A 20,058-nucleotide genomic window follows, 5' to 3' on the forward strand; every position below is an offset into this window, starting at 1 on the left:
GTCGTCACCCGCCCGGACGCGCACGGCAGCGAAGGAGTTCCCCTGTGAGACGTGGTGCTGGGTTGGCGGTGCTCGTGGCCGCGGTCGGACTGGTCGCGAGCGCCTGTGGCAACGGGGTGATCGACAAGAGTACGGACGGCGTCCCGCCTGCCGAGGCGACCGGGACGCTGCGGGTTCTGCTCCCGTCGTTCCCGGCCAGCAACGACGGCCGGAAGGCGTTCGCGAAGGTCGCGGAAGACTTCAACAAGAAGTACCCGAAGATGAAGGTCGAGCCGGACTACGCGACCTACGGCAACCTGAACGAGAAGATCTCCACCTCGATCGCGGCCGGCATCCCGTACGACGTGATGGTGACCGGCGTCGGCTGGATCCAGACCTTCGCCTCCAAGCGGCTGTTCGCCGACCTCGGCGACTACGGGGTCACCGCGGACACCATCCGGGACAAGAGCATCGGCGCGCTGATCCCGTCGGCGTCGTACGACGGCAAGATCTACGCCTACCCGCTGCTGGCCGACGCGCGCGCCGCCGCGCTGCGGATCAGCGCCTTCAAGGAAGCCGGGCTCGACCCCGACAAGCCGCCGACCTCGATGGCCGAGATCAAGGTGGCCGCCGAGAAGCTCACCAAGCGGGACGCGAACGGGACCATCACCCGGTCCGGTTTCGACCTGGCCGCGCCGACCAGCTTCCGGCAGACCTACACGACGCTGCTCGCCTCGACCGGGACGCCGCTGTACAAGGACGGCCAGGCCAACTACTCCAACGAGAAGGGCCTGGAGACGCTGAACTGGCTGAAGTCGATGATCAACAACGTCCAGCCGTACGGCCAGCAGAACGCCTCGGCGCAGCCGCTGGTGCTGACCGGTGACGCGGCGATGGGGATCGTCGGCGGGGCCGTCGACTGCTCCGAGAAGGGTGTCGGCCAGGCCAACTGCGACGACCTGAAGTTCTTCCGGTTCAACAGCGGCACCGAGGTCGAGTTCGTCGGTGGCGACCTGGCCTCGATCGGCTCCCGCAGCCGGCACAAGGAAGCGGCCTGGTCGTTCATCGAGTCGCTGACCGAGCCGGCGACCGTCGACGCGATCGCCAAGCTGAACCGCAAGATCCCGGCGTACAAGGACGCGGTGAACTCGCCGCAGGCCCAGTCCAACCCGTTGAGCAAGTTCGTCGCCGGCGGACTCGAGCTCGCCATCTACGAGGGCGGCTCGGCGAACTGGCTGGAGATGCGGGCCAACTTCGACGCCCAGCTCACCCAGGCGGTCCTCGGTCAGAAGGATCCCGCCAAGGTGCTGGCCAACCTGGCAGGACAGTCCCGATGAGCGCCACTCTCGAACGTACCGGACCCGCCCTCGCGACCCCCCGTACCGTTGCCCCTGGCAAGGACAGCCGCAAGCTGATCCGCAGCCAGGTCCGGGCCGGCTGGCTGCTGATCGCCCCCGCCCTGCTGCACTCCGGGATCTTCATCGTGATCCCGGTGATCGCCGCGGTGGTGCTCAGCTTCACCGACTACAGCTTCGGTGACTCCTGGGCCTGGGTCGGTTTCCAGAACTACACCGACCTGTTCCGCGACCAGGACTTCCGGGCCGCGCTGGTCAACACGATCCTGTACGCCGTGGTGGTGATCCCGGTCTCGATGGCGATCTCGCTGCTGATCGCGCTCGGGCTGAACCAGAAGATCCGCGGCCTCGGCTTCTTCCGGACCGCCTTCTACATCCCGACCGTCACCGCGACCGTGGCCGTGGCGACGATCTGGCTGTGGATCTACAACCCGGGCTCGGGTCTGGCCAACGGGTTCCTGAGCCTGTTCGGCTTCGCGCCGAGCGCCTGGCTGTCCGACCCGGGGACGGCGCTGCCGTCGCTGATGGTGGTCGGCATCTGGCAGGGCCTGGGCACCAAGATCATCATCTACCTGGCCGCGCTGCAGGGGGTCTCCCGGGACCTGCTGGAGTCGGCGTCGCTGGACGGTGCCGGTCGCTGGCAGAAGTTCGCGAACGTCACCTGGCCGGCGCTCGGCCCGGTCCAGTTCTTCGTCCTGATCACCTCGATCGCCGGCACCTTCCAGGTGTTCGACCTGGTCTACGTGATGACCAAGGGCGGTCCCGGCACCGAAACCACGGTGCTGGTGCTCGACATCTACCAGAACGCGTTCCAGGCACTCCGACTCGGCTTCGCGTCCGCCGAGACGGTGATCATGATGATCCTGATCGCGATCTTCATCGGTCTCGGACGCCTGCTGCAGAGGGCGGATGTCAATGACTAGCGCAACGGTGTCCGTGGTCGGCGAGAGCAAGCCGTCGACGCTGCGGATCGGCCGGATCCTGCTGTACGTCGTCCTGACGGTCGGCGCGATCCTGATGATCATGCCGTTCCTGTGGATGGTGCTGACGGCGTTCAAGAACGAGCTGGAGATCGCCAAGTTCTCCTGGCTGCCCGGCGAGCTGCGCTGGCGCAACTTCGTCGAGGCGATGCAGACCGCGCCGTTCCTGCGCTACTTCCGCAACAGCCTGTTCATCGCGGTCGGTGAGACGGCGTTCACGCTGGCGGTCTGTACGACGGCCGGCTACGCGCTGGCCAAGCTGCCGATCCGTGGCGCGAAGGCGCTGCTGGCGTACTTCATCACGCTGCTGCTGGTGCCGTTCCAGATCCTGCTGGTGCCGCTGTTCCTGATCGTGAAGTCGATCCCGCTGTTCGGCGGCAACAACATCCTCGGTCAGGGCGGCATCGGCTGGCTGAACTCCTGGTGGGGCCTGATCATCCCGCTGGGCGCGGCGCCGCTGTTCACCTTCCTGGCCCGGCAGTTCTACGTGTCGGTCCCGAACGAGCTGGCCCAGGCGGCCCGGGTCGACGGGCTCGGCGAGTTCGGCATCTTCTGGCGGATCATGACCCCGCTGATCAAGCCGGCGCTGATCACCATCTGCGTGTTCCAGATCGAGGCGGCCTGGAACGGCTTCCTCTGGCCGTTGATGATCACCACGTCGGACTCGATGCGCCCGCTCCAGCTGGGCCTGGCGATCTTCGCCCAGAACCCGGCCGAGGTGCAGTGGCCGTACCTGATGGCCGGGACCGCGCTGGCGACGCTGCCGATGATCGTGATGTTCGTCTTCGCCCAGAGGCGCTTCGTCGAGGGGATGGCGAACGTGGGCATCAAGGGCTGACCGGCCCTGGACAAACGAAAGAGCCGCCGTCGACCCACCTGGTCGACGCCGGCTCTTTCGTTTGGTTCGCTCTCAGGCCCCCCTGGAGAGTTCCCCGTTGTTTCCCCCTGTACTGCTTCCCCCCTGTTACTACCCCCCATTTCGGTGAGGTCCCCTGGTGCAGGTGCTCGCCCCGCCCCGGGCGAGCACCTGCTGGGGCCCCCACCTCACAACCGGTGATCCCGAAGAAGCACCGGAGCGTCCACCAAGCCCCCCAGCCAGGCCGCTCAGACCTTTTATCGTCACAAGGTGAAGTGTGTTACACGTTTCCTCCACCTTTTTCTGGGGAATCCCGAAGGATTTCAGCCCGGCCCGGTCCGAAACGCGGAATTGTCGCGTTCTGAATTGCGGCGATCACTCAGTGTGAGGACCGGGTGATCTCCAGGCCCACCTGATCGCCGGTGCCGTCGGCTTCGGCGGCCGAGAGTACGGCGTACAGCAGGCCCGGGAAGCGGGCCTCGACGTCCTCGCCACGCAGGGTCACCCAGCAGCGGGTGCCCTCCTTGCGGGTCCGGGTCAGGCCGGCGTCGCGCAGAACGCGCAAATGGTGGCTCAGCGTGGATTTCGCGACCGGTGCCCGGAATTCACCCCAGCCGCGTTCCTGGCCGTCGGCCAGAACGCGGACCAGCCCGACCCGGACCGGGTCGCTGAGGGCCGCCATCACCTCGGTCAGCCCGATCGCGGTGAGCTCGGGGTGCTGGGTCGCGCGCATGGGGTCGATGGTAGCTTGTTCGACGTTCTACGAACATCGAACAACAATTCGAGGAGCGGTCGTGCAGGACGTCGGTGGGAAGCGTGGGCGGAGCATGGCGGACTTCGGCGGGCGGGTGGTGATCGTGACCGGGGCCGGTTCGGGGATCGGTCGTGCCGCGGCGCGGTTGTTCGTCGCGGCGGGTGCGGAGGTGCTGGCCGTGGGCCGGCGTCCGGAGCCCCTGCGGGAGTTGGGCGGGGTGGAGGCGTTGCCGGTCGATCTCTGCGGCCCGGGCGCCGGCGAACTGGTCGTCGCCACGGCGATCGAGCGGTTCGGGCGGCTCGACGTACTCGTGAACAACGCCGGGGCCTTCGACCTGATGCCGCTCCCGGACGTCTCGGCCGAGCGGATCGAGGCGCTCTTCGCCGTCAACGTCACCGCGCCGAGCCTGCTGGCCCAGGCCGCGCTCCCGCACCTGCGCGCGACCCAGGGCTCCATCGTCAACGTGTCCAGCACCTTCGGCCATCGCCCTCTCGCGGGCGCCGCCCACTACGCCGCGGCCAAGGCCGCGATCGAGCAGCTGACCCGCAGCTGGGCTCTCGAACTGGCGCATGATCAGATCCGCGTCAACGCGGTCGCGCCCGGGCCGACCGAGTCGGAAGCTCTGACCGCCGCGGGGCTTCCGGCCGAGCTTGTCGAGCAGGTGAAGGCCGACGAGGCGGCGCGGATCCCGCTGGGTCGTCGGGGCGAACCCGAGGAGGTCGCCGGCTGGCTCCTGCATCTCGCCGCCTCCAGCTGGCTGACCGGTCAGGTGCTCACCGTCGACGGAGGCCTCGAGCTCAGCTGAGGTGCGCGTCCACCGCTCGCCTGACGAACCCGTCGAGCTGTGGATCGTCCAGCACCAGGTCGAGCGCCTTCGTTGCTCGCAGTATTGCGAGCCCGTGCAGGTTGGTCCACAGCGAGACAGTCCGCTCCGCGGCGTCGTCCGGCGCTGAGGAGGCCACCAGCTTCGTCAGTACGTCGAGCAGCGGCAGCGTCGTCGTACGGAGGTTGCCCCCGGCCCCTTCCAGGAGGTCGTGGCGGAAGATCAGCTCGAACATCGCCGGCCGCTCGGCGGCGAAGTCGAGGTACCGGCGGCCGAGCGCGACCAGCTGGTCGCGGGGCGACCCGTCCGCGGGCGCCGTCAGCCGGGCGGCGAGGTCGGCCAACCCAGTGGCGGCAATCGCTGCCAGCAAGGCGTTGTGGGTCGGGAAGTACCGCCGGGGCGCGCCGTGCGAGACGCCGACGTGGCGCGTGATCGCCCGCAGGGACAGGGCCGCCGCGCCGTCCTGCTCGAGCAGCTCGACGCCGGCCAGCACCAGCCGGTCGCGCAACGGGATCTCCTCCACCCGCGCATTCTCCCCTACGCAGAAGCCTGTTCCGTGCACCCGGCGATGCCGTACGCTTCTCGACGTGACTGCCGGGTCGGCTTCGAGCCATGCACGAGTAGGGTTCCCGGCCGCGTTCTGAGCGCGGCGAGGGCCGATCGCGGCCCGCCTGTTGTTTCCACTGATCGGCGCGTGGGTTCTGCCGCGCCCTCTTGGACACCTCCTGCCTGCGTACGTCCGCGGGCTGTTTTGCCCTGCCCATCTCCGGAAAGGACCTGAATGCTGAACGACCAGATCATCGCGGAGTTCCGCGCCAACCAGGGCCAGGTCGGCGGCCCCTTCGAGGGCGCTCGCCTGCTCCTGCTCACCACCAAGGGCGCTCGCAGCGGCCGCCCGCACACGGCGGTGCTCGGCTACTACCCCGACACCGACGGCCGCGTGCTCGTCGTCGGTTCGGCCGGCGGCGGCCCCAAGCACCCCGACTGGTTCCACAACCTGCTCGCCTTCCCGCGCGCCACCGTCGAGTCCGGCGCATTCACGTACGACGCGGAGGCGACCGTGCTCGCGGGCGCCGAGCGGGACGAGACGTTCGCCCGCCTGGTCGAGGCCGACGCCGGCTGGGGCGAGTACCAGCGCCGGACCACGCGCACGATCCCGGTCGTCGTACTGACCCCGGTCGAGGCCGGCCCGCCGGTGCTCGCCTCCGGCTCGCCCACGTTCGGCGAGTTCCTCGTCGCCATCCACACCACGTTCCGCCGCGAACTCGCGCTGATCCGTCGTGAGGTCGCGACGTCGGGCAGCGCACTCGGCGCCCAGCTGCGGATCAACTGCCTGAGCGTCTGTCAGGGCCTGCACAACCACCACACCGGCGAGAGCACAGGCATCTTCCCGGTGCTGCTCGACCGCTACCCCGAGCTCACGGCCGAGATCACCGCGCTGCAGGCCGACCACGACAAGATCGCCTTGCTGCTCGACGAGTTGCAGGAGCTGGTCCGCGGCGGCCGCTCGGCCGACGTACTGGGTGAAGTCGATCGCCTGATCGAAGAGCTCACCACGCACCTCGACACCGAGGAGGCGATCCTCATCCCCCTGCTCTGATCGCCACCGCGCCCTCGCGCACCTGCAGCCCCTGGATCGGGGCCCGGCTGGTCACCACGACCATCGGGCCTCGGCCCGGCAGCAGCGGGCGCACCTGCTCGGCGTCGCACGCGTTGTCGAGTTGCACCAGCATCCGCCGGCCGGCGGTGACCGTGCGGAAGAGCGCGGACTGCTCCTCGAGCCGCTCGGGGATCTCGGTCACGCCCATCGCGCGGAGCAGGTCGGCGCACTGCGCAGCAGATCCCTGCAAATCAAGGCGAATCTCCCCGTCGGGGAAGCTCTGCTCCTGCGCCCACCGGCGGACCAGCGCGGCCTGGCCTTCGCCGTACACGACAGCGAGCCTGCTACCTCGCCGTACGGCGCTCAAGCCGTCGTCGCCCACCGGTGGCTCGCTCAGCCTCCGGTGGACTGCTTGCAGCTCTTCCGACGGGTCAGCACCGAGCTGGTCGGCCAGGTGCGCGCGCACTGTCTCGTAAGCCTTGAGCGCCTGGTCGCGCTGGCCCTGCTCTTCCAGCGCGACGATCAGCCGCAGCCAGAGCGACTCCCGCAGGGGGTGCTTGCTCGCCAGCTCCTGCAGCTGAGCAGCCGGCAGGTCTGCCCGCTCTACTGCCCGCAGGTAGCGCTCGGTCAGCGCCGGACCGTAGGCGGCACGCAGTGCGTCGGTGCCGCAGTCTTCGAACGGCTCACCGCGCCACAGGTGGAAGTCGTCCTCGTCGCACAGGGCATCCACGTCAGCGACCAGCCGGTACCCGGCTGGCCCCGACAGCACCTGCTCGGCGCCCAGCGCTCGCCGCAACCGCAGTACGGCGTTCTGCAGCGCAGCGCGGGGATTGCTCGGCCGCTGGTCCCACAGCTGGGTGGCCAACTCGTCAGCGTCGACCCAGCCGTCTCGAACGGCCAGCGCCGCCAGCAACGCCCGCTGGCCCGGAGCAGTGATCTGCACGGGCTCGCCGTCGACCAGTACCTCCAGCGGTCCCAGCAGCCGAACCTGAAGCTGACGACTCACCAGTGCCTCCCTCCGGCTACCGTAGCCGCCGGAGGGATCACTGAGAGTCAGCGCAGGAACAGGTACCGGAAGGCCGCTTGGACGTTCGCGTTGGAGGGGACGACCTGCAGCGTCGACGGCGGGTAGTCGAAACTGGTCAGGAACGTCGAGTAGGTGATCCGCGCCGGGCAGTCCGGCCCGTCGATCTGCACCCGTGTGTTCGACACGACCCGGCCGGTCCGCAGCTCGTAGACCTTCACCGGGACGGCCACCTTGTGGAAGGTGACGTCGGAGATGTTCTGCGGGTTCTTCTCGCTCCGGTAGGGACAGGTCCGCAGCGACGTGCCGTCGACCGCCTCCTCCGAGCAGACGATCACGACCGCGTTGCTGGCGTCGCTGGCACGCCAGGACGCCGGGAGTCGCTTGGTGTACTCGTCGTCGCCCTCGAACAGCCCGGAGTTGAAGCCACCGGCGTACGGGCGGGCGCCGCTGTACTGCGCCGGGTGATCGCAGTACGAGTCCTCGGCCAGCAGCTTGCGGACGTTGGTCAGCTCGATCGCCAGCGTCGCCTGCCGGATCCCGGCCTTCGCCTTCGCCACCCGCGAGTCCTTCGGGTACTGGCTCACCAGCTGCTGGTACGACGAGCGTGCGGCGTCCCAGCTCTTCTGCCCCAGCAGGCGATCCGCGCACGCGAGGATCGCGGCCGGCGCCGTCTTGGTGACCGTGTCCTTGGACTGGTCGAGCAGGTTCTTCGTCGCCTCCCGCTGCCGCAGCCAGTCGGTCACCCGGACCGTCCGGCACGGGTCCTCCACCGGCAGGTCGTCGAGCCAGCCCTTCAGCGTCACGTCCACGGTCTTGTCGTGGCCGGGCTCGGCCAGTACGTCGCCGAGCGTGTCGAATCCCTGCTGCAGCGAGGTGTAGTCACCAGTCAGCCCAACGGACAGCACGGCCTTCGCCTCGTCCAGCCGGCCGCAGAGCGCGACCTCCGCGTCGCCCTGCTCGGTCCCCGGCGCGTCGACGAGCCGGTGCCCGAACCACAGCTCCTCCTGGGCGTCGGTGAGCTTCGCGCAGTCCCCGGCCTCACGGGCCTCGTCGACCTTGCCGGAGATCCGGCCGGCGTCGTACCGGACGAGGCCGATCGCCAGCAGGACAGGGATCGCGACGCCGAGCGCAACCAGGCGCTTGGTCAGGTTCGACTCCTTGCGTGGCGACCGATGGGCCACGAACCAGCCGTGCGCGACGACCAGCACCCACCAGACGACCAGCGCGATCTCGCACCAGGTCTGCTTCAGCACCAACAGGAAGATCAGCAGCGAGCCGACGACCATCAGGTTGACGATCGCGAGCACCCAGCGCTTGATCAGCACGTAGCCGAGGCCCAGCAGCGACGCGTTGCCGACCGCGGCCGCCAGCGGGTCGGCCGGAGGTGGTGGTGGCGGAGGAGGCGGTGGTGGTGGCGGTTGCCAGGCGTATTGCGGCGTGTAACTCATCAGGTCCCTCCCCAGCACAGGCCTCGTCACAGTCAGTGTGCGACTTCTGACGCGCCTTAAACCAGGGGTGACAGGGTCCTGCCACTAGGTCGGCTCGACCGCGTAGGCGCGGGCGGCGTACGGGTCGAGTGCTTGATAGGAGCGAACGAACACGGCCCGCAGATCGCCGATCGCTGAGGCCTTCAGCCGTAGCTCGTCGACGATCGCTGTGATGTCGCCGTCGCAGCGAACCGCGGCGATCGACAGAGCCAGCGGGACGTGGCCGCAGAGGCCGGCGAGCTCCCGCAGGGCTTGCTGGTCGGTAGCGCCGGTCTTGGTGTGCAGGAGCTCGATCGACTCGCTGGCTTTCAGTTCGTCGACGGCGATCCGTGGTGCGCCTTCGCGGATCGCCAGGCCGTGCAGCTCGTTGCGGCTGGTCACCAGGGCGAGCGATCCGGGTCCTGGGATCAGGGGGCGGACATGGTCGGCGTCGAAGGCGTTGTCGAGGAGCAGCAGGCAGCGGCGGCCGGCCAGTGTCGTACGGAGTAGGGAGCTGCGCGCCTCTACGTCGTACGGGATCTGGTGCTCTGGTACGCCGAGGCCGATCAGGAAGCTCTTGAGTGCTGAGGCGGCATCTATCAGCTCGCCGGGGCCGTAGCCCTGCAGGTCGATGAACAGCTGGCCGTCCGGGAAGAGCTGCTGGTGTTGCTGCGCCCACTGCAGGGGCAGTGCGGTCTTGCCGATGCCGCCGGATCCGTGCAGGACAACGGCTGTTGAGTCGATCGCCTCGTCCAGCGCCTTCAGCTGTTGGGCTCTGCCGACGAAGACGCCACGTGCTGCGGGCAGCTGCTGCGGCACGGCCTTTGCCGACAGCAGTTCGGCGTACTGGCGTTTGAGGTCGGGAGAGGGATCAGCGCCGAGCTCGTCGGCCAGCAGCACTCGTACGGACTCGTAGCAGGCCAGCGCCTCCGCCGGACGCCCGGACTGCTTGAGCGCCTTGAGCAGCTGCGCCCAGAACGCTTCACGCAAAGGGAAGCGCGCAGTCAGCTCACGCAGCTCGGCCACTACTGCGCCATGCCGGCCGGCGGCGAGCTCAAGGTCTACCCGGTGCTCGCGGGCGCTCAGGTAGAGCTCGACGATCCGCTCCGACTCCACCTCGTCCAGCCACTGCGACCCGACGCCCTCGAACGGCCTGCCACGCCACAACTGCAGGGCCTCCGTCAGCAACCTTCGCTGCTCGCCAGCGGTTGGTGCTGTCTGTGCCTCGTGCAGCAGCCGCCCGAACCGTACGGCGTCCACGTGCTCCGGCGCGACGTCGAGCCGGTACCCGTCGCACTCGGTCCGGATCCGGGCGCCGCCCAGCAGGCGGCGGAGCCGGGTGATCTGCGTCTGCGTGCTGTTGCGGACGTGGGCGGGCAGCTCCTCACCCCAGACCGCCTGCGCCAGCCGCTCGACCGACACCGTCCGCCCGACCTCGCTGGCCAGCATCGCGAGCGCCGCCCGGAGCCGCCCCGAGCCGACCTCGACCTGCTGCCCGGCGACCCGTACCGACAGCGGCCCGAGCACGCCGATCTCCACCGAACATCCGCACTCCATCGCCCACCCTCCCCGAGTTCCCGTTCACAGTAGGAGCGCGCAATTGCCTCAAGCAAACATTTGCATCAGCCTCGAACTCTCGGCCGCTCGCTGCCCGATCGGGCAGGTTTTCCTCGACCTTCCGTGCCGGATTTCGCGGTGCTAGCTTGAAATCTCCGGCCGTTCCGTATGGGGGGAAACCATGACCGAGTCAACTGATCCACGCGCGTTTCTCGACAGCCTCAAACGCGACGAGCTCGAGCCGCCGATCGTCCTGCCAGGCATGCTGAAGCCGGCCGAGGACAGCGACGACTACGTGATGTTCGCCCAGGGCACCGTCTGCCAGAACTGGGTCCGCATCGCCGTCGACAGCATCCAGTCGATCGAGCTGCTCCAGCAGGTCCCGTGCGACGAGCACTCCCACCCGCTGGTGCTGCTCCGCCTCAAGCCGGCCACTTCCGACGAGGGCAAGATGTTCGCCGCGCTGATGCAGGCCGTCGCCCGGAACCGCCCCCGCTCCGCCCGCCGCCGCTCAGCGGACCCGTACGGCCCGACCCTCAGCCCGTTCGACCCGGTCGACCGCGGCCCCGCCCCCCGCGCCGACCGCCGTGCCAAGACCGTCCGCCGCTCCCGCTCCGGCGGCGAACCCCGCGCCGCCGACGACTTCCGCTGGTGCAACAGCATCCCCGAGATCGACATCGACGATCACGGCGTCTGGTGCCTCGACTGGTGCTGGGAATCCGAAGGCCAGGCCAGCTACCTACCCTGCGACGTCCTCCGGACCCTCACGACGGAGCCCGTCTTCAAGTAGCCCTACTCCCGCTCCACCCAACTGGCCACACAAACTTCGTTGCCCTCAGCATCAGCCAGCACCCACCACTTCGGCGCGTGCGCGTCCGACACAAGCCGCCCGCCGGCGCTGAGCGCTGCCGCCACCCGCTGCTCCGCCAGATCATGCGGAACAGCCACATCAACATGCACCCGATTCCGCCCTTCCCGCGCAACCTCCATCTGCTGCACCCCCACCCCCGGCCACCTCCGCATCGGATCAAACAGGTAGTCATCCCCGATCTGCCCATACCCCAACACCGCCCGCCAGAACGGCACCACCGCGTCACTCACCAACACATCCACCATCAAATTCACCACCTGCACCCGCGACGGATCACTGACCACCCCCAACTCCGCCGCCACCCCCGAGATCCGCCGAGCCACCTCCACATCCCGCCGCCCCAACGAAACAGTCACCCCATCAGCCCGCAAATCAACCCGAAGCTGCTCCTCGGCGTCCCCCACCACCCGCCCAATCCCCTCAACCAGCGCCACTCCTTGCGCCAACGACCCAGTCCTGAAGTACGCCGACACCAGGTGATAGAGCGACCGCCAGTCCTCCACCCCGTCCGCCGCATGAAACTCTCCCGCCGTCACCATGCCGGCGAACGTAACACCCGTACTTGCCTTTCGGTTGGGTTCTCCCCTTTGCGCTGCCCATCGCCTTTGTCAGGCATCAGCGCCCAGAACGGTCACCCTCATGCGAACTCCCCAAGGACCCCAACAAGTTGCTATCAGCAACGCTCCCAGCAAGCCTGACCTGGTCGGCCGTAGCCGCAGACGCCGCAACACCCACGCCGAAGGCCCACCCGGTGGCTCTCCCTCCGCCCGGATCGGTCAACCCCAACCTCGAGTCCAGAAATTCCCGCGCCATACTCGCCCACGCCAGCCACCGCTGGCGCGTCTCTCCGACGATGGGCTTCAAACACCCCGCGCTCACGGTCACGATCGTGGCCGCCGATCCGCCGCCGAGCACCCCCGGCAGCGCCATCCGACCGGTCCGACCCCCTGAACCGACTCGCCTAACACCGCACCCCGAGTTGCAGGTCACCCCAGCCCCGCTCCCAAACCCGACCGCCACCGGTTACCCCAGTCGGTCGCCCCCGCACAGCCCACCGCGCCGCCCGTTCAACGCGCTCGCCGCCACTCAGCACGCCTCACCACCACTCAGCCGCGCGCCCATACAACACCGAAGGGGCCCCATCGCGAACGATGAGACCCCTTCGGTCCAACTGGCGGAGGATACGAGATTCGAACTCGTGAGGGTTGCCCCCAACACGCTCTCCAAGACCGCGAGGCAATATTCACAGCAGATCAGGACCCTCCTCTTGAGCCTTACGCAGGTGAGCCGTGAACCGCGATGACCTGCCCCGCACGGTTGCGGATGAGACCCACGTTGAGACCCTGTAAGGCATGGCTGCCGCTCCGGTGTTTCAGCCCTGTCTCTGGACGTTGAAACACTGGGAGGGGCTACCGGGCGCCAGTGGCCGATGAGAATGGCCACGCACCGCTCTCTGCATGGGGGCAGACGTGGCGAACAGACTCGACCTGTCTGCCGATGGCACAACGGAGGCATGGTGAGGCACTGACGGCGCTGCCCTCAACTAGCTGCATCGTGTTCCAGCCTCCAGCCAGCTGGAACAAGATCGGTCTCGCGCGGCGGATCCGGCGCGCAAGAGATCCATCTTCGGTCGGTCGCAACGGGTGGTGTCAACGCCATCCCGACCTATCGGTTTAGCGCGCGGGCACTTTTCGTTTGTGGACGGAACCGCCGGCTAGGCATGCATGTACCGATAGTCCGAACTGCCCAATTGGTGCAGACTGACCCGCTGGATCATGTTGCATGGACCGACTGACCATCAGCAAGCTGTCCTTGGGTGAGGAAGAAGGCGTGAGTATGTCGGAGGATTCTCGACCGTCGAGCGAATCGAAGTCGGTGACGGGTAAATACGTTCGGCACGCTCTTGAGACGCACCTTAGGCGGGAAGGTCTAAGTCTTGCGCAGATATCCAGGCAGACCTCAGATGAGTTGGAAGTTTCATTAAATAAGATCAATCGGCTGCTAGATGGATCAAAGGCTCAGTTCGATCTTCTTATGCGCGATGAAGATATGGCTTCTATCCTGCCAGCTTGGAATGACGTGGATAGACATGAAGTCCAGCGGGTCTTTCGGTCTGGACTTCTTCACCGAAAGTCGTTGATCTTGAAGAGGCTGCAGGAGCTGCGACCCGCGGAGCAGATTCGAGACATTCGAGAGGCGATCGCCGCAAGGGTGTCCGATACCGCGGTCCGCGAATCTTTGCTTCAGGTAGTGGACGATGCAGAGTCTGACCAGAAGAAGGAGCAAGAGCGGCTGGCCAGCGAAGAACGCGAGGTTCAGCAGGAAGAGCGTCGGCAAAAACTTCAGATGGACATGTTTGAGAGGCGCACAGCCGTCTATCACACATTCCTTGAGCGTGAATCAATAGCTAGCATTGTCGGAGCCGTACTGCTTCTCTTGCTGGCAATCTCTTTGATTGTTTCGATGTTTGTCGGCACAGCGGCGACGGAAGTTGTCTCGAATAGCTTCCTGTTGGTGCTCGGGTACTTTTTCGGACAGGGGGTCGCGCGCAGAGAACGCGATAAGGATGGCAGCAACTGACCTGATTTGCTGTTGAGCGGTCGTAACGGCCGGTCGAGTAATGGTTAGCTGTCGGCTGTCGCTATCGCGCGGAGTCGACAACACCGCGCGACGCCGCGTGATAGTGGTGGCAATTGAGCGGCTGGTAGGTGATGCTGCCGGGATGGCACCAAGTCACGATCTGGTGGAGTTCGTTCGTCAGGCCGCGCAGGAGATGGCCCTGGAGTATCAGCGGATCTATGCCCGAACCCGAGAGGATCCGGGTACGGCGGGAGATGAGGGAGAGGAGAATTGGGCTGAGCTGCTGAGGAGGTGGCTGCCCTCGACCCATCACGTGGTGACGAAAGGGCGGATCCTGGCGTCCGATGGTCAGGCGAGCCGACAGGTTGATGTGTTGGTCTTGAGCCCTTCCTACCCACGCGGTTTGATCGGCAAGAAACTGTATTTTGCTGCGGGGGTGCTCGCGGCCTTCGAATGCAAGACCACCCTGCGCCCGGAACACATCAAAGTAGCAATCGAGAGAGCAGTCTCGATCGCCCAGATCGGCCGCAGCGACGAATCAGTCAATCGCAAGATCGTCTACGGTCTCCTGGCCCACTCGGCGCAGGTTCCGGATACGCGAACACCTGCAGCCGACACCATTAGCCGCCTCTTGCACGAGAAGGATCAAGAGCTGGTCCGTGACCCGCGGGACTGCCTGGGCGTCGTGTGTGTCGCCGACTTGGGCACGTGGGCGATGACGCAATCCTTGATGCTGCTGGACGATCTCTATCCCCCGCACCTGCTGTCCGGTTATGGAGGGCCGAGCGCGAGCTATCCATTCGGGGACGAGTTCGACGACGATCCCGCGCCAGAGCCCATCGGCCGGCTGCTTACGTGTCTGCTGCAAGCTCTCGGGGAAGAGGACTCCGGGCTGCAGCCGTTTGCGCAGTATTTCGCAGATGTGGGCCTGTATGGCGTTAGCCATGCTGAGACGCGGAGGTGGATGCTGAAGGACTTACCTCCCGGGATTATCCGCCGCCCCACTGGCTCGCAGGGGTGATGCAGTAGCCAACCGTCGCCAACTCCTGGACCGTGGGGCCGCAGTCCCGCCACGACGCTTTCCAAGACCGTCATCCGAGATTCGGCGGTGATCGCGTGCCCTCGTTCAGGCGTGGAGTTTCTGCCCGGCGGACTGTCGCGGACGTCGTTGGACGACCGAGTTGGCGGCAGCCGAACTCCGGTGGGACACCTGGGATATCGGCCAGCGCGCTGTCCCAGGTGTTTGCGCAGGTCAACGCGAGAACTGTGACAGTGGGACACCTGGGACAGCCGCAGCTTGGAACACGAATCGGAGGGCTGGCGGGCCGGCAGGCCCACTGCGTCTCGAACCGCCGAACTCGCGCTTTTCAGTTCGACGGCGGTGCATGCGGAGTCCGGCAGCGGCGTGCCCCACGGGGCTCTGATGCGTGTGCATAGACGGTCGCCGCCGCTGGTCGTTGCGGTCGCAGTCGCAGTCTGATGATCATCGATCTTCGCGGCATCACAGACTACCGGGAGTGGAAGGACATCCTGGCGGCTGCCGGTATCCGTGAGGGGCGATTGCACGATGCTCGGCACACTGCCGCGACCGTTCTACTTCTGCTCGGAGTGCCCGAGCGCGCTGTGATGGACGTCATGGGCTGGTCGTCGTCGGCGATGGTGAAGCGGTATCAGCACATCACCGCGCCGGTCCGGATGGACATCGCCGAGCGGGTCGGCGGGCTGATCTGGGCGAGGCCGAAGGGCAAGGCCGGGAAGAAGTCGAAGAAGAAGAAGCGGAAGAAGGGTCGCGGCGACGACGGCTCGGCAGGGCTGCCGATACCCGCCTGAGAAGGGTTGTTGAGACCCTCGTTGAGACCCTGGCACAAGAAGAGGGGCCGGACGCTGAGCGTCCGGCCCCTCTGTCGTTCTCGCCTCTAGGACTCGAATCACGCTCTGACCTGCGGAAACGTGACTCCCTGAGCCTCTAGGAAGCTGGCGGAGGATACGAGATTCGAACTCGTGAGGGGTTGCCCCCAACACGCTTTCCAATTCCTCGGAGTTGTGTTCGCGCACGCACGATGGACGCCCGCGCCGCCGCGACCAGAGAAGATTCGGCCGACCGTGAACGGGCACGAACAATGACGAATGAGACGGAAACTGAGACGGAAAACCGCCCGTCACAGCCAGTTGTGAAACCGGTCGGCGGCATGCTGCTGCCGCATGATCCCACCTGTGGCCGGCGCTTCCTATCGACGCAGGCAGAGCCCCACGGCGTGCCGTTCTTCCGCGCTGAAAAGCTCTTCCCCTAGAACGACTCTGGTTCTACGTTGCTCTCATGGATGTTGCGGTCTGGTCAGCGATCATCGGTCCGATCACGACACTGCTCGGTGGCCTCGGCGGCTACTGGCTCGCGGGCCGCAATGAGGAAGGCCGCGATCGACGGGCGGCAAGTCGTGAAGAAGCCGCTCGACGTAATGCGCTCGCCGAACGGCTAGAGGAGAGTCGTCACGGCTTCCAGCGCGACGCGCTTCTAGAACTCCAAGACGAGTTGCAACGCCTGGTACGCAGCGCCACGCAGATCACGCTTCAGGATCGAAGGACGATCAAGGAATCCGGTCAGACGTACCTGTTGGCTGAAGACCTAAGCGACCAAGCCATGGAGATCACTGTCTCTGTCCAGCGACTGCGGTCCCGAGTGCTAGATGATGAACTCCGTGCTTCTATCGGCGTCCTCATCGACCTCTGCTCTTCCGCAGGGGTATCGCTAATCGAGTACCCGCAGGGCAAGGTTCCTGACGACGAGAGAGACCAGGCGCTCGCGAAGCTAGACAGGCAAATCATGCATCTAGCAGAGGAATATTCGACGGTGACCGAGGCGGTGGGAAAGCATCTGCGTAGCGAACTGGACCGCCGAGGCCTAGCAGCCCCGTCGAACTCGTAGCGATGACTCAGCGCTTTAGCGTCGACAGGGCCTGCGCCGGCCGGTCGTCAGCTATGCGGCCATTTCGACGTCTGCACTACGTGTCAATGACCGAAATGCTCATACCTTTGGATCTGGTGATGACAGACCGAGATAGGTGGTGAGATCTGCGATGAAGCCGTCCAACTCCGCCTTCGGGGCGTGTGCAGATGGGGTTCGGTGAAGTCCGGATTCAAGCACTTTCGCTACAAACGATGGGCCATGGCCTGAAACTGAAGGTTCCCAGCCTTCGATTTCGCCGACGGGAACTACAAAGATGCCGTGATGCTTAAGGTGCTGCAAGACCCGGCCTATTGCGGCCAAAGGGTCGCCTTTGAATGCGCGTAAGCCTGAGGCTTTCACGGCCTTCCAGCCAGAATCTCGCTTTAAGGAATCTATAATGGCGGATGCCTCCGCGTCATCGATACGACTGGCGTCAGCGCGACCCATGATCGGGCGGGCCGCTTCCTTAAATGCCCTTGCGGTTGGGATACTCGCCTTCTTCTCTACTTCCTTCTGAATGATCGCAAGGTCGTCCTTGATGTCACTATAGTCACCTCCTGATGCTTCGATTAGACGCTTAACAAGCGTGTCGTCATTTAGTATGTCGATGTCGACAATAACTGCGGGGCGTAGGTTCAGTTTCCGGAGCTTTAGACTCGCCTCCGGCATCCTTGCTTTTCCGCCGACATGAGTGAAGTGCACGTCGTGATCGGCGGAAATTCTTGCATCCATCGCCGCGGCGTAAAACCTACAGTCAGCGTCTGCTTCACAGACGACAGTGCCCTGGTGAACGAGGCCATCCAGCATTCTGGAGTATCGAAGTAGGCCATCCCTCCAGAGGTGCTCGATCTCAGTGTTGGGCAGTACGGAGAGGCTGTGATCGGGACTTAGGCGGATTATTTTGATCTCGCGATTGGTTGCTCCATTTAAGATTCCATGGATCAGATCGGTGCTATGCGTGGCGACGATGATCTGAGTTCCGTCGGCTGTCTCCTCTACGAGGTATCGCCCCAATAGCTTTGCCTGCGGCGGGTGAAGAAATGCTTCTGGTTCGTCAATGAAGACGACTGGCGGCCCTGTAACGATAGTTGCCATCAGGATGCTTGCAAACGAGCGTATTCCATCTCCTTGTGAAAGCAGAGATGGCAATCCAGCGAGTTCGAGCAGAAATTCTTTCCTGGGTGGCAATGGTTCTGCGGGGCGATTGGGTGTCCCAATTAAGAGTCCATTGCCCGCCTGCGGCGAATATCTATTGACGCATACCTCGAACCCAAAGGCCCTTTTAAACAGGCTGGAGATCTTGAGTTCGAGTTCTTTACTGTCCCACAGTCTTTCCATAGCATTCTGTGGAGCGAGAAACGGGTTTCGAGGCCCGGTAGTCTGCAGAGGTTGTTTCGACAGGCGACTTTCGCCATCGAGCATTACTGTTAGGAGATGCCAGGCATCACCGAGGCCGCGATCCATCTTCCATGAGCTCAGTATCGAGGATAATGGGATTCGATCGTCGTTATTGGGGTGCCGCGCAATCATTGCGTGCCCGGGAAAAGGGGAGTCCGAGGCTCCGGTTACAATCCAAGGTGCAAGCCAGTCAGTCAACGATTGCTCGCTGGAGTCTTTGATGAGGGTCACACTTGAGGGCCACGTTGGGTGGCCAGCGTCAGGCGTGTATCCGCTCCCGGTGAAGAGACCTGCGTGAATATTTCTGAGGAGCACCGACTTACCTGAATTATTTGGCCCCACTAAGATCGTGATGCCGTCGGTTGGGATGGAAACTTCCTGCGAGGGATCGCCGATCGTTATTGAGGAAACTGCGGCTAGTTCCATTAAACCGACCTCTTACATGGTGTGTGGGCACAAAGCGGTTCTATTTGTCAAGCCTGAGTTGGAAGAGAGCTCCACTCATTCGCCCGGGGACGTCTACCGTGCGCACGTGTTCGAATCCGTGGCGCGCATAATACGCGTGCAGCCTGGTGTTGGTGCTCCAGCAATTCAAGCGGATCCAGCGTTTGCGATCATCTTTCGCTCGTCTAATCACGGCACCCAGCAGTGCAGACCCGTAGTCCTTGCCATGCTCTACAACGAAAAATCGACTGATATAGGTCTGAGGCTCGGCCAGTTCTTCCGGCGTCCAGAAGTCAGCTTCCGGATCGATTATCGCCATCACAGCCACCACCCGACCGTCAACCTCCCAGCCAACAAAAGGGAAGTTGTCGAAATCGCGGTCGATATTCGCGTGTACCTGCCTCATATCGAGGCCACCCCGGTACTGATCAGTGCCCTTGCTGGCGAGCCATTCGCCTGCGTCGTCGCGGACCTGGTGGACGAGTTTGCGGTGGGATTCGTCGAGGGTGATCAGCATCAGTCGTCCGTGTTCAGGTCGTAGGAGACTTCCACGCGGTCGGCTGCCATGCGGGAGACCATGTAGCGGACCGGGCGCGCTTCGGTGTCGTAACCGACGCGGCTGTGGATCAGCAGGGGAGTGCCGGGGGCCATCATCAGGCGTTGGGCTTCGTCGGCGCTGGGCATGCGGGCGGTGAGGGTGTCGTGCCAGCGGACTTGCTTGTGACCGGTGGCGGCGAGGAGGCCGCCAGGAACTCCGAGGTCACTGGGGTTCCAGAAGAGGTCATTCCCGTCGGTGACGAAGGGCGGGAAGTAGGAGTCGCTGAGCTGGTGGGGTTCGTCGTTGACCCAGCGGAGGCGGTTGCGGGCCTGGATCGCTGTGCCTGCAGGGATCTGGAGTGCTTTGGCGACGTCGGCCGGCGCTTGGATTGACAGGATCTGCAGATCGTTTCGCGGTTTGCCGCCCTGGGCCTTGATCGTGTTGGCCCAGGCATCGCCATCGTTGTTGTGGGCCTTCTCCCACTCGGCCATCTTCCATTCCCAGCGGCGGATCTCGCGTACGCGGCGGGTCCGGCCCTGGCTGCTGGTGATCAGCCCTTCGGCCTCCAGCGCCGATAGGGCGGCCCGGACCGTGTTGCGGCTGGCGCCGTAGCGGTCGACCAGCTCGGCTTCGCTGGGCAGGGGTGAACCCGGCTCGCCTAGTGAGTCGCGGATCAGGCGTGCGACCCGCTCTTGCAACGTCTCCGGCATCCCAAGTCCTCTCGTGTGCTGCTTGACAAGCTTATTCGGCTTGTACCAACATGTCACTCAAGCAACTTGTTCCAACAAGTCGAACAAGCGGACCAAGACCTAGAAGCCCGCGAACAGCGACGCCCCGGCGGTGGCACCCGCCGAGGCGTCAGGGCTGCGCCCGTCCCTTCACGAAC

At 65.2% G+C, this 20,058-nt stretch carries 19 protein-coding genes; 10 read left to right on the forward strand and 9 right to left on the reverse strand.

Annotation, left to right across the window (positions count from 1 at the left end; all coding sequences use genetic code 11):
* The first annotated feature begins 44 nt into the window (after nt 1-44).
* The 3 genes from AB0M01_RS30480 to AB0M01_RS30490 are packed head-to-tail and all read left to right on the forward strand — an operon-like array spanning nt 45 to nt 3,152.
* Entirely contained in the window at nt 45-1,316 is a 1,272-nt protein-coding gene (locus tag AB0M01_RS30480) for an extracellular solute-binding protein (RefSeq protein WP_363675581.1), read from the forward strand.
* Nucleotides 1,313-2,257 (forward strand): sugar ABC transporter permease, encoded by a 945-nt coding sequence (locus AB0M01_RS30485; RefSeq protein ID WP_363675583.1) that lies wholly within the window; start codon nt 1,313-1,315, stop codon nt 2,255-2,257. Before AB0M01_RS30480 ends, AB0M01_RS30485 begins: the two co-directional genes overlap by 4 nt.
* Nucleotides 2,250-3,152: a carbohydrate ABC transporter permease gene (locus tag AB0M01_RS30490; RefSeq protein WP_363675585.1), complete on the forward strand. Its 903-nt coding sequence runs from the start codon at nt 2,250-2,252 to the stop codon at nt 3,150-3,152. Before AB0M01_RS30485 ends, AB0M01_RS30490 begins: the two co-directional genes overlap by 8 nt.
* A 397-nt stretch (nt 3,153-3,549) precedes the next feature.
* Here AB0M01_RS30490 and AB0M01_RS30495 read toward each other — a convergent pair whose 3' ends face one another.
* The gene (locus AB0M01_RS30495) at nt 3,550-3,903 is read right to left on the reverse strand and encodes a metalloregulator ArsR/SmtB family transcription factor (RefSeq protein WP_363675587.1); all 354 of its coding nucleotides are present in this window, start codon (nt 3,901-3,903) and stop codon (nt 3,550-3,552) included.
* A 61-nt stretch (nt 3,904-3,964) separates the two neighbouring features.
* On the opposite strand from AB0M01_RS30495, the gene AB0M01_RS30500 reads away from it, so the two are divergent.
* On the forward strand, nt 3,965-4,729 hold the full coding sequence (locus AB0M01_RS30500) for an SDR family oxidoreductase (RefSeq protein WP_363675589.1): 765 nt from the start codon (nt 3,965-3,967) through the stop codon (nt 4,727-4,729).
* Here the strand turns inward: AB0M01_RS30500 and AB0M01_RS30505 are convergent.
* On the reverse strand, nt 4,722-5,270 hold the full coding sequence (locus tag AB0M01_RS30505; protein ID WP_363675591.1) for a TetR/AcrR family transcriptional regulator: 549 nt from the start codon (nt 5,268-5,270) through the stop codon (nt 4,722-4,724). The genes AB0M01_RS30500 and AB0M01_RS30505 overlap by 8 nt on opposite strands.
* A gap of 258 nt (nt 5,271-5,528) precedes the next feature.
* On the opposite strand from AB0M01_RS30505, the gene AB0M01_RS30510 reads away from it, so the two are divergent.
* On the forward strand, nt 5,529-6,347 hold the full coding sequence (locus AB0M01_RS30510; protein WP_363675593.1) for a nitroreductase/quinone reductase family protein: 819 nt from the start codon (nt 5,529-5,531) through the stop codon (nt 6,345-6,347).
* On the opposite strand, the gene AB0M01_RS30515 is transcribed toward AB0M01_RS30510, so the two are convergent.
* From AB0M01_RS30515 to AB0M01_RS30525, 3 genes are all read right to left on the reverse strand, one after another.
* Entirely contained in the window at nt 6,331-7,353 is a 1,023-nt protein-coding gene (locus tag AB0M01_RS30515) for a BTAD domain-containing putative transcriptional regulator (RefSeq protein ID WP_363675595.1), read from the reverse strand. The two genes, AB0M01_RS30510 and AB0M01_RS30515, sit on opposite strands and share 17 nt — an antisense overlap.
* 47 nt (nt 7,354-7,400) lie before the next feature.
* Nucleotides 7,401-8,822 (reverse strand): hypothetical protein, encoded by a 1,422-nt coding sequence (locus AB0M01_RS30520; RefSeq protein ID WP_363675597.1) that lies wholly within the window; start codon nt 8,820-8,822, stop codon nt 7,401-7,403.
* An 84-nt stretch (nt 8,823-8,906) separates the two neighbouring features.
* Nucleotides 8,907-10,397: a BTAD domain-containing putative transcriptional regulator gene (locus tag AB0M01_RS30525; protein WP_363675599.1), complete on the reverse strand. Its 1,491-nt coding sequence runs from the start codon at nt 10,395-10,397 to the stop codon at nt 8,907-8,909.
* 181 nt (nt 10,398-10,578) lie between these two features.
* Between AB0M01_RS30525 and AB0M01_RS30530 the strand changes: the two genes are divergently transcribed.
* The gene (locus tag AB0M01_RS30530) at nt 10,579-11,187 is read left to right on the forward strand and encodes a hypothetical protein (protein ID WP_363675601.1); all 609 of its coding nucleotides are present in this window, start codon (nt 10,579-10,581) and stop codon (nt 11,185-11,187) included.
* Nucleotides 11,188-11,189: 2 nt separating this feature from the next.
* Here the strand turns inward: AB0M01_RS30530 and AB0M01_RS30535 are convergent, their stop codons facing one another.
* The gene (locus AB0M01_RS30535) at nt 11,190-11,807 is read right to left on the reverse strand and encodes a VOC family protein (RefSeq protein WP_363675603.1); all 618 of its coding nucleotides are present in this window, start codon (nt 11,805-11,807) and stop codon (nt 11,190-11,192) included.
* A 1,243-nt stretch (nt 11,808-13,050) separates the two neighbouring features.
* On the opposite strand from AB0M01_RS30535, the gene AB0M01_RS30540 reads away from it, so the two are divergent.
* The 4 genes from AB0M01_RS30540 (at nt 13,051) to AB0M01_RS30555 (ending at nt 16,771) form a co-directional block, all read left to right on the forward strand.
* Complete coding sequence (locus AB0M01_RS30540; RefSeq protein WP_363675605.1) at nt 13,051-13,848, forward strand: hypothetical protein; 798 nt, start codon at nt 13,051-13,053, stop codon at nt 13,846-13,848.
* Between the two features lie 142 nt (nt 13,849-13,990).
* Entirely contained in the window at nt 13,991-14,869 is an 879-nt protein-coding gene (locus AB0M01_RS30545; RefSeq protein WP_363675607.1) for a DUF6602 domain-containing protein, read from the forward strand.
* Nucleotides 14,870-15,327: 458 nt separating this feature from the next.
* A complete protein-coding gene (locus AB0M01_RS30550) occupies nt 15,328-15,678 on the forward strand; it encodes a tyrosine-type recombinase/integrase (protein ID WP_363675609.1) in 351 nt (116 codons plus the stop codon).
* 487 nt (nt 15,679-16,165) lie between these two features.
* Nucleotides 16,166-16,771 carry a hypothetical protein gene (locus AB0M01_RS30555; protein WP_363675611.1) on the forward strand — a complete coding sequence of 202 codons (606 nt, stop codon included), beginning with the start codon at nt 16,166-16,168 and terminating at the stop codon, nt 16,769-16,771.
* A 99-nt stretch (nt 16,772-16,870) separates the two neighbouring features.
* On the opposite strand, the gene AB0M01_RS30560 is transcribed toward AB0M01_RS30555, so the two are convergent.
* From AB0M01_RS30560 to AB0M01_RS30570, 3 genes are all read right to left on the reverse strand, one after another.
* The gene (locus tag AB0M01_RS30560; protein WP_363675613.1) at nt 16,871-18,130 is read right to left on the reverse strand and encodes an AAA family ATPase; all 1,260 of its coding nucleotides are present in this window, start codon (nt 18,128-18,130) and stop codon (nt 16,871-16,873) included.
* A 526-nt stretch (nt 18,131-18,656) separates the two neighbouring features.
* Nucleotides 18,657-19,151 (reverse strand): GNAT family N-acetyltransferase, encoded by a 495-nt coding sequence (locus AB0M01_RS30565; RefSeq protein ID WP_363675615.1) that lies wholly within the window; start codon nt 19,149-19,151, stop codon nt 18,657-18,659.
* Nucleotides 19,151-19,882, reverse strand: coding sequence for a GntR family transcriptional regulator (locus AB0M01_RS30570; protein ID WP_363675617.1), 732 nt, complete (start codon nt 19,880-19,882; stop codon nt 19,151-19,153). Before AB0M01_RS30570 ends, AB0M01_RS30565 begins: the two co-directional genes overlap by 1 nt.
* Nucleotides 19,883-20,058 lie beyond the last annotated feature (176 nt).

Origin of the sequence: Kribbella sp. NPDC051770 (genome assembly GCF_040681455.1) — a bacterium.
Lineage (GTDB): Bacteria > Actinomycetota > Actinomycetes > Propionibacteriales > Kribbellaceae > Kribbella.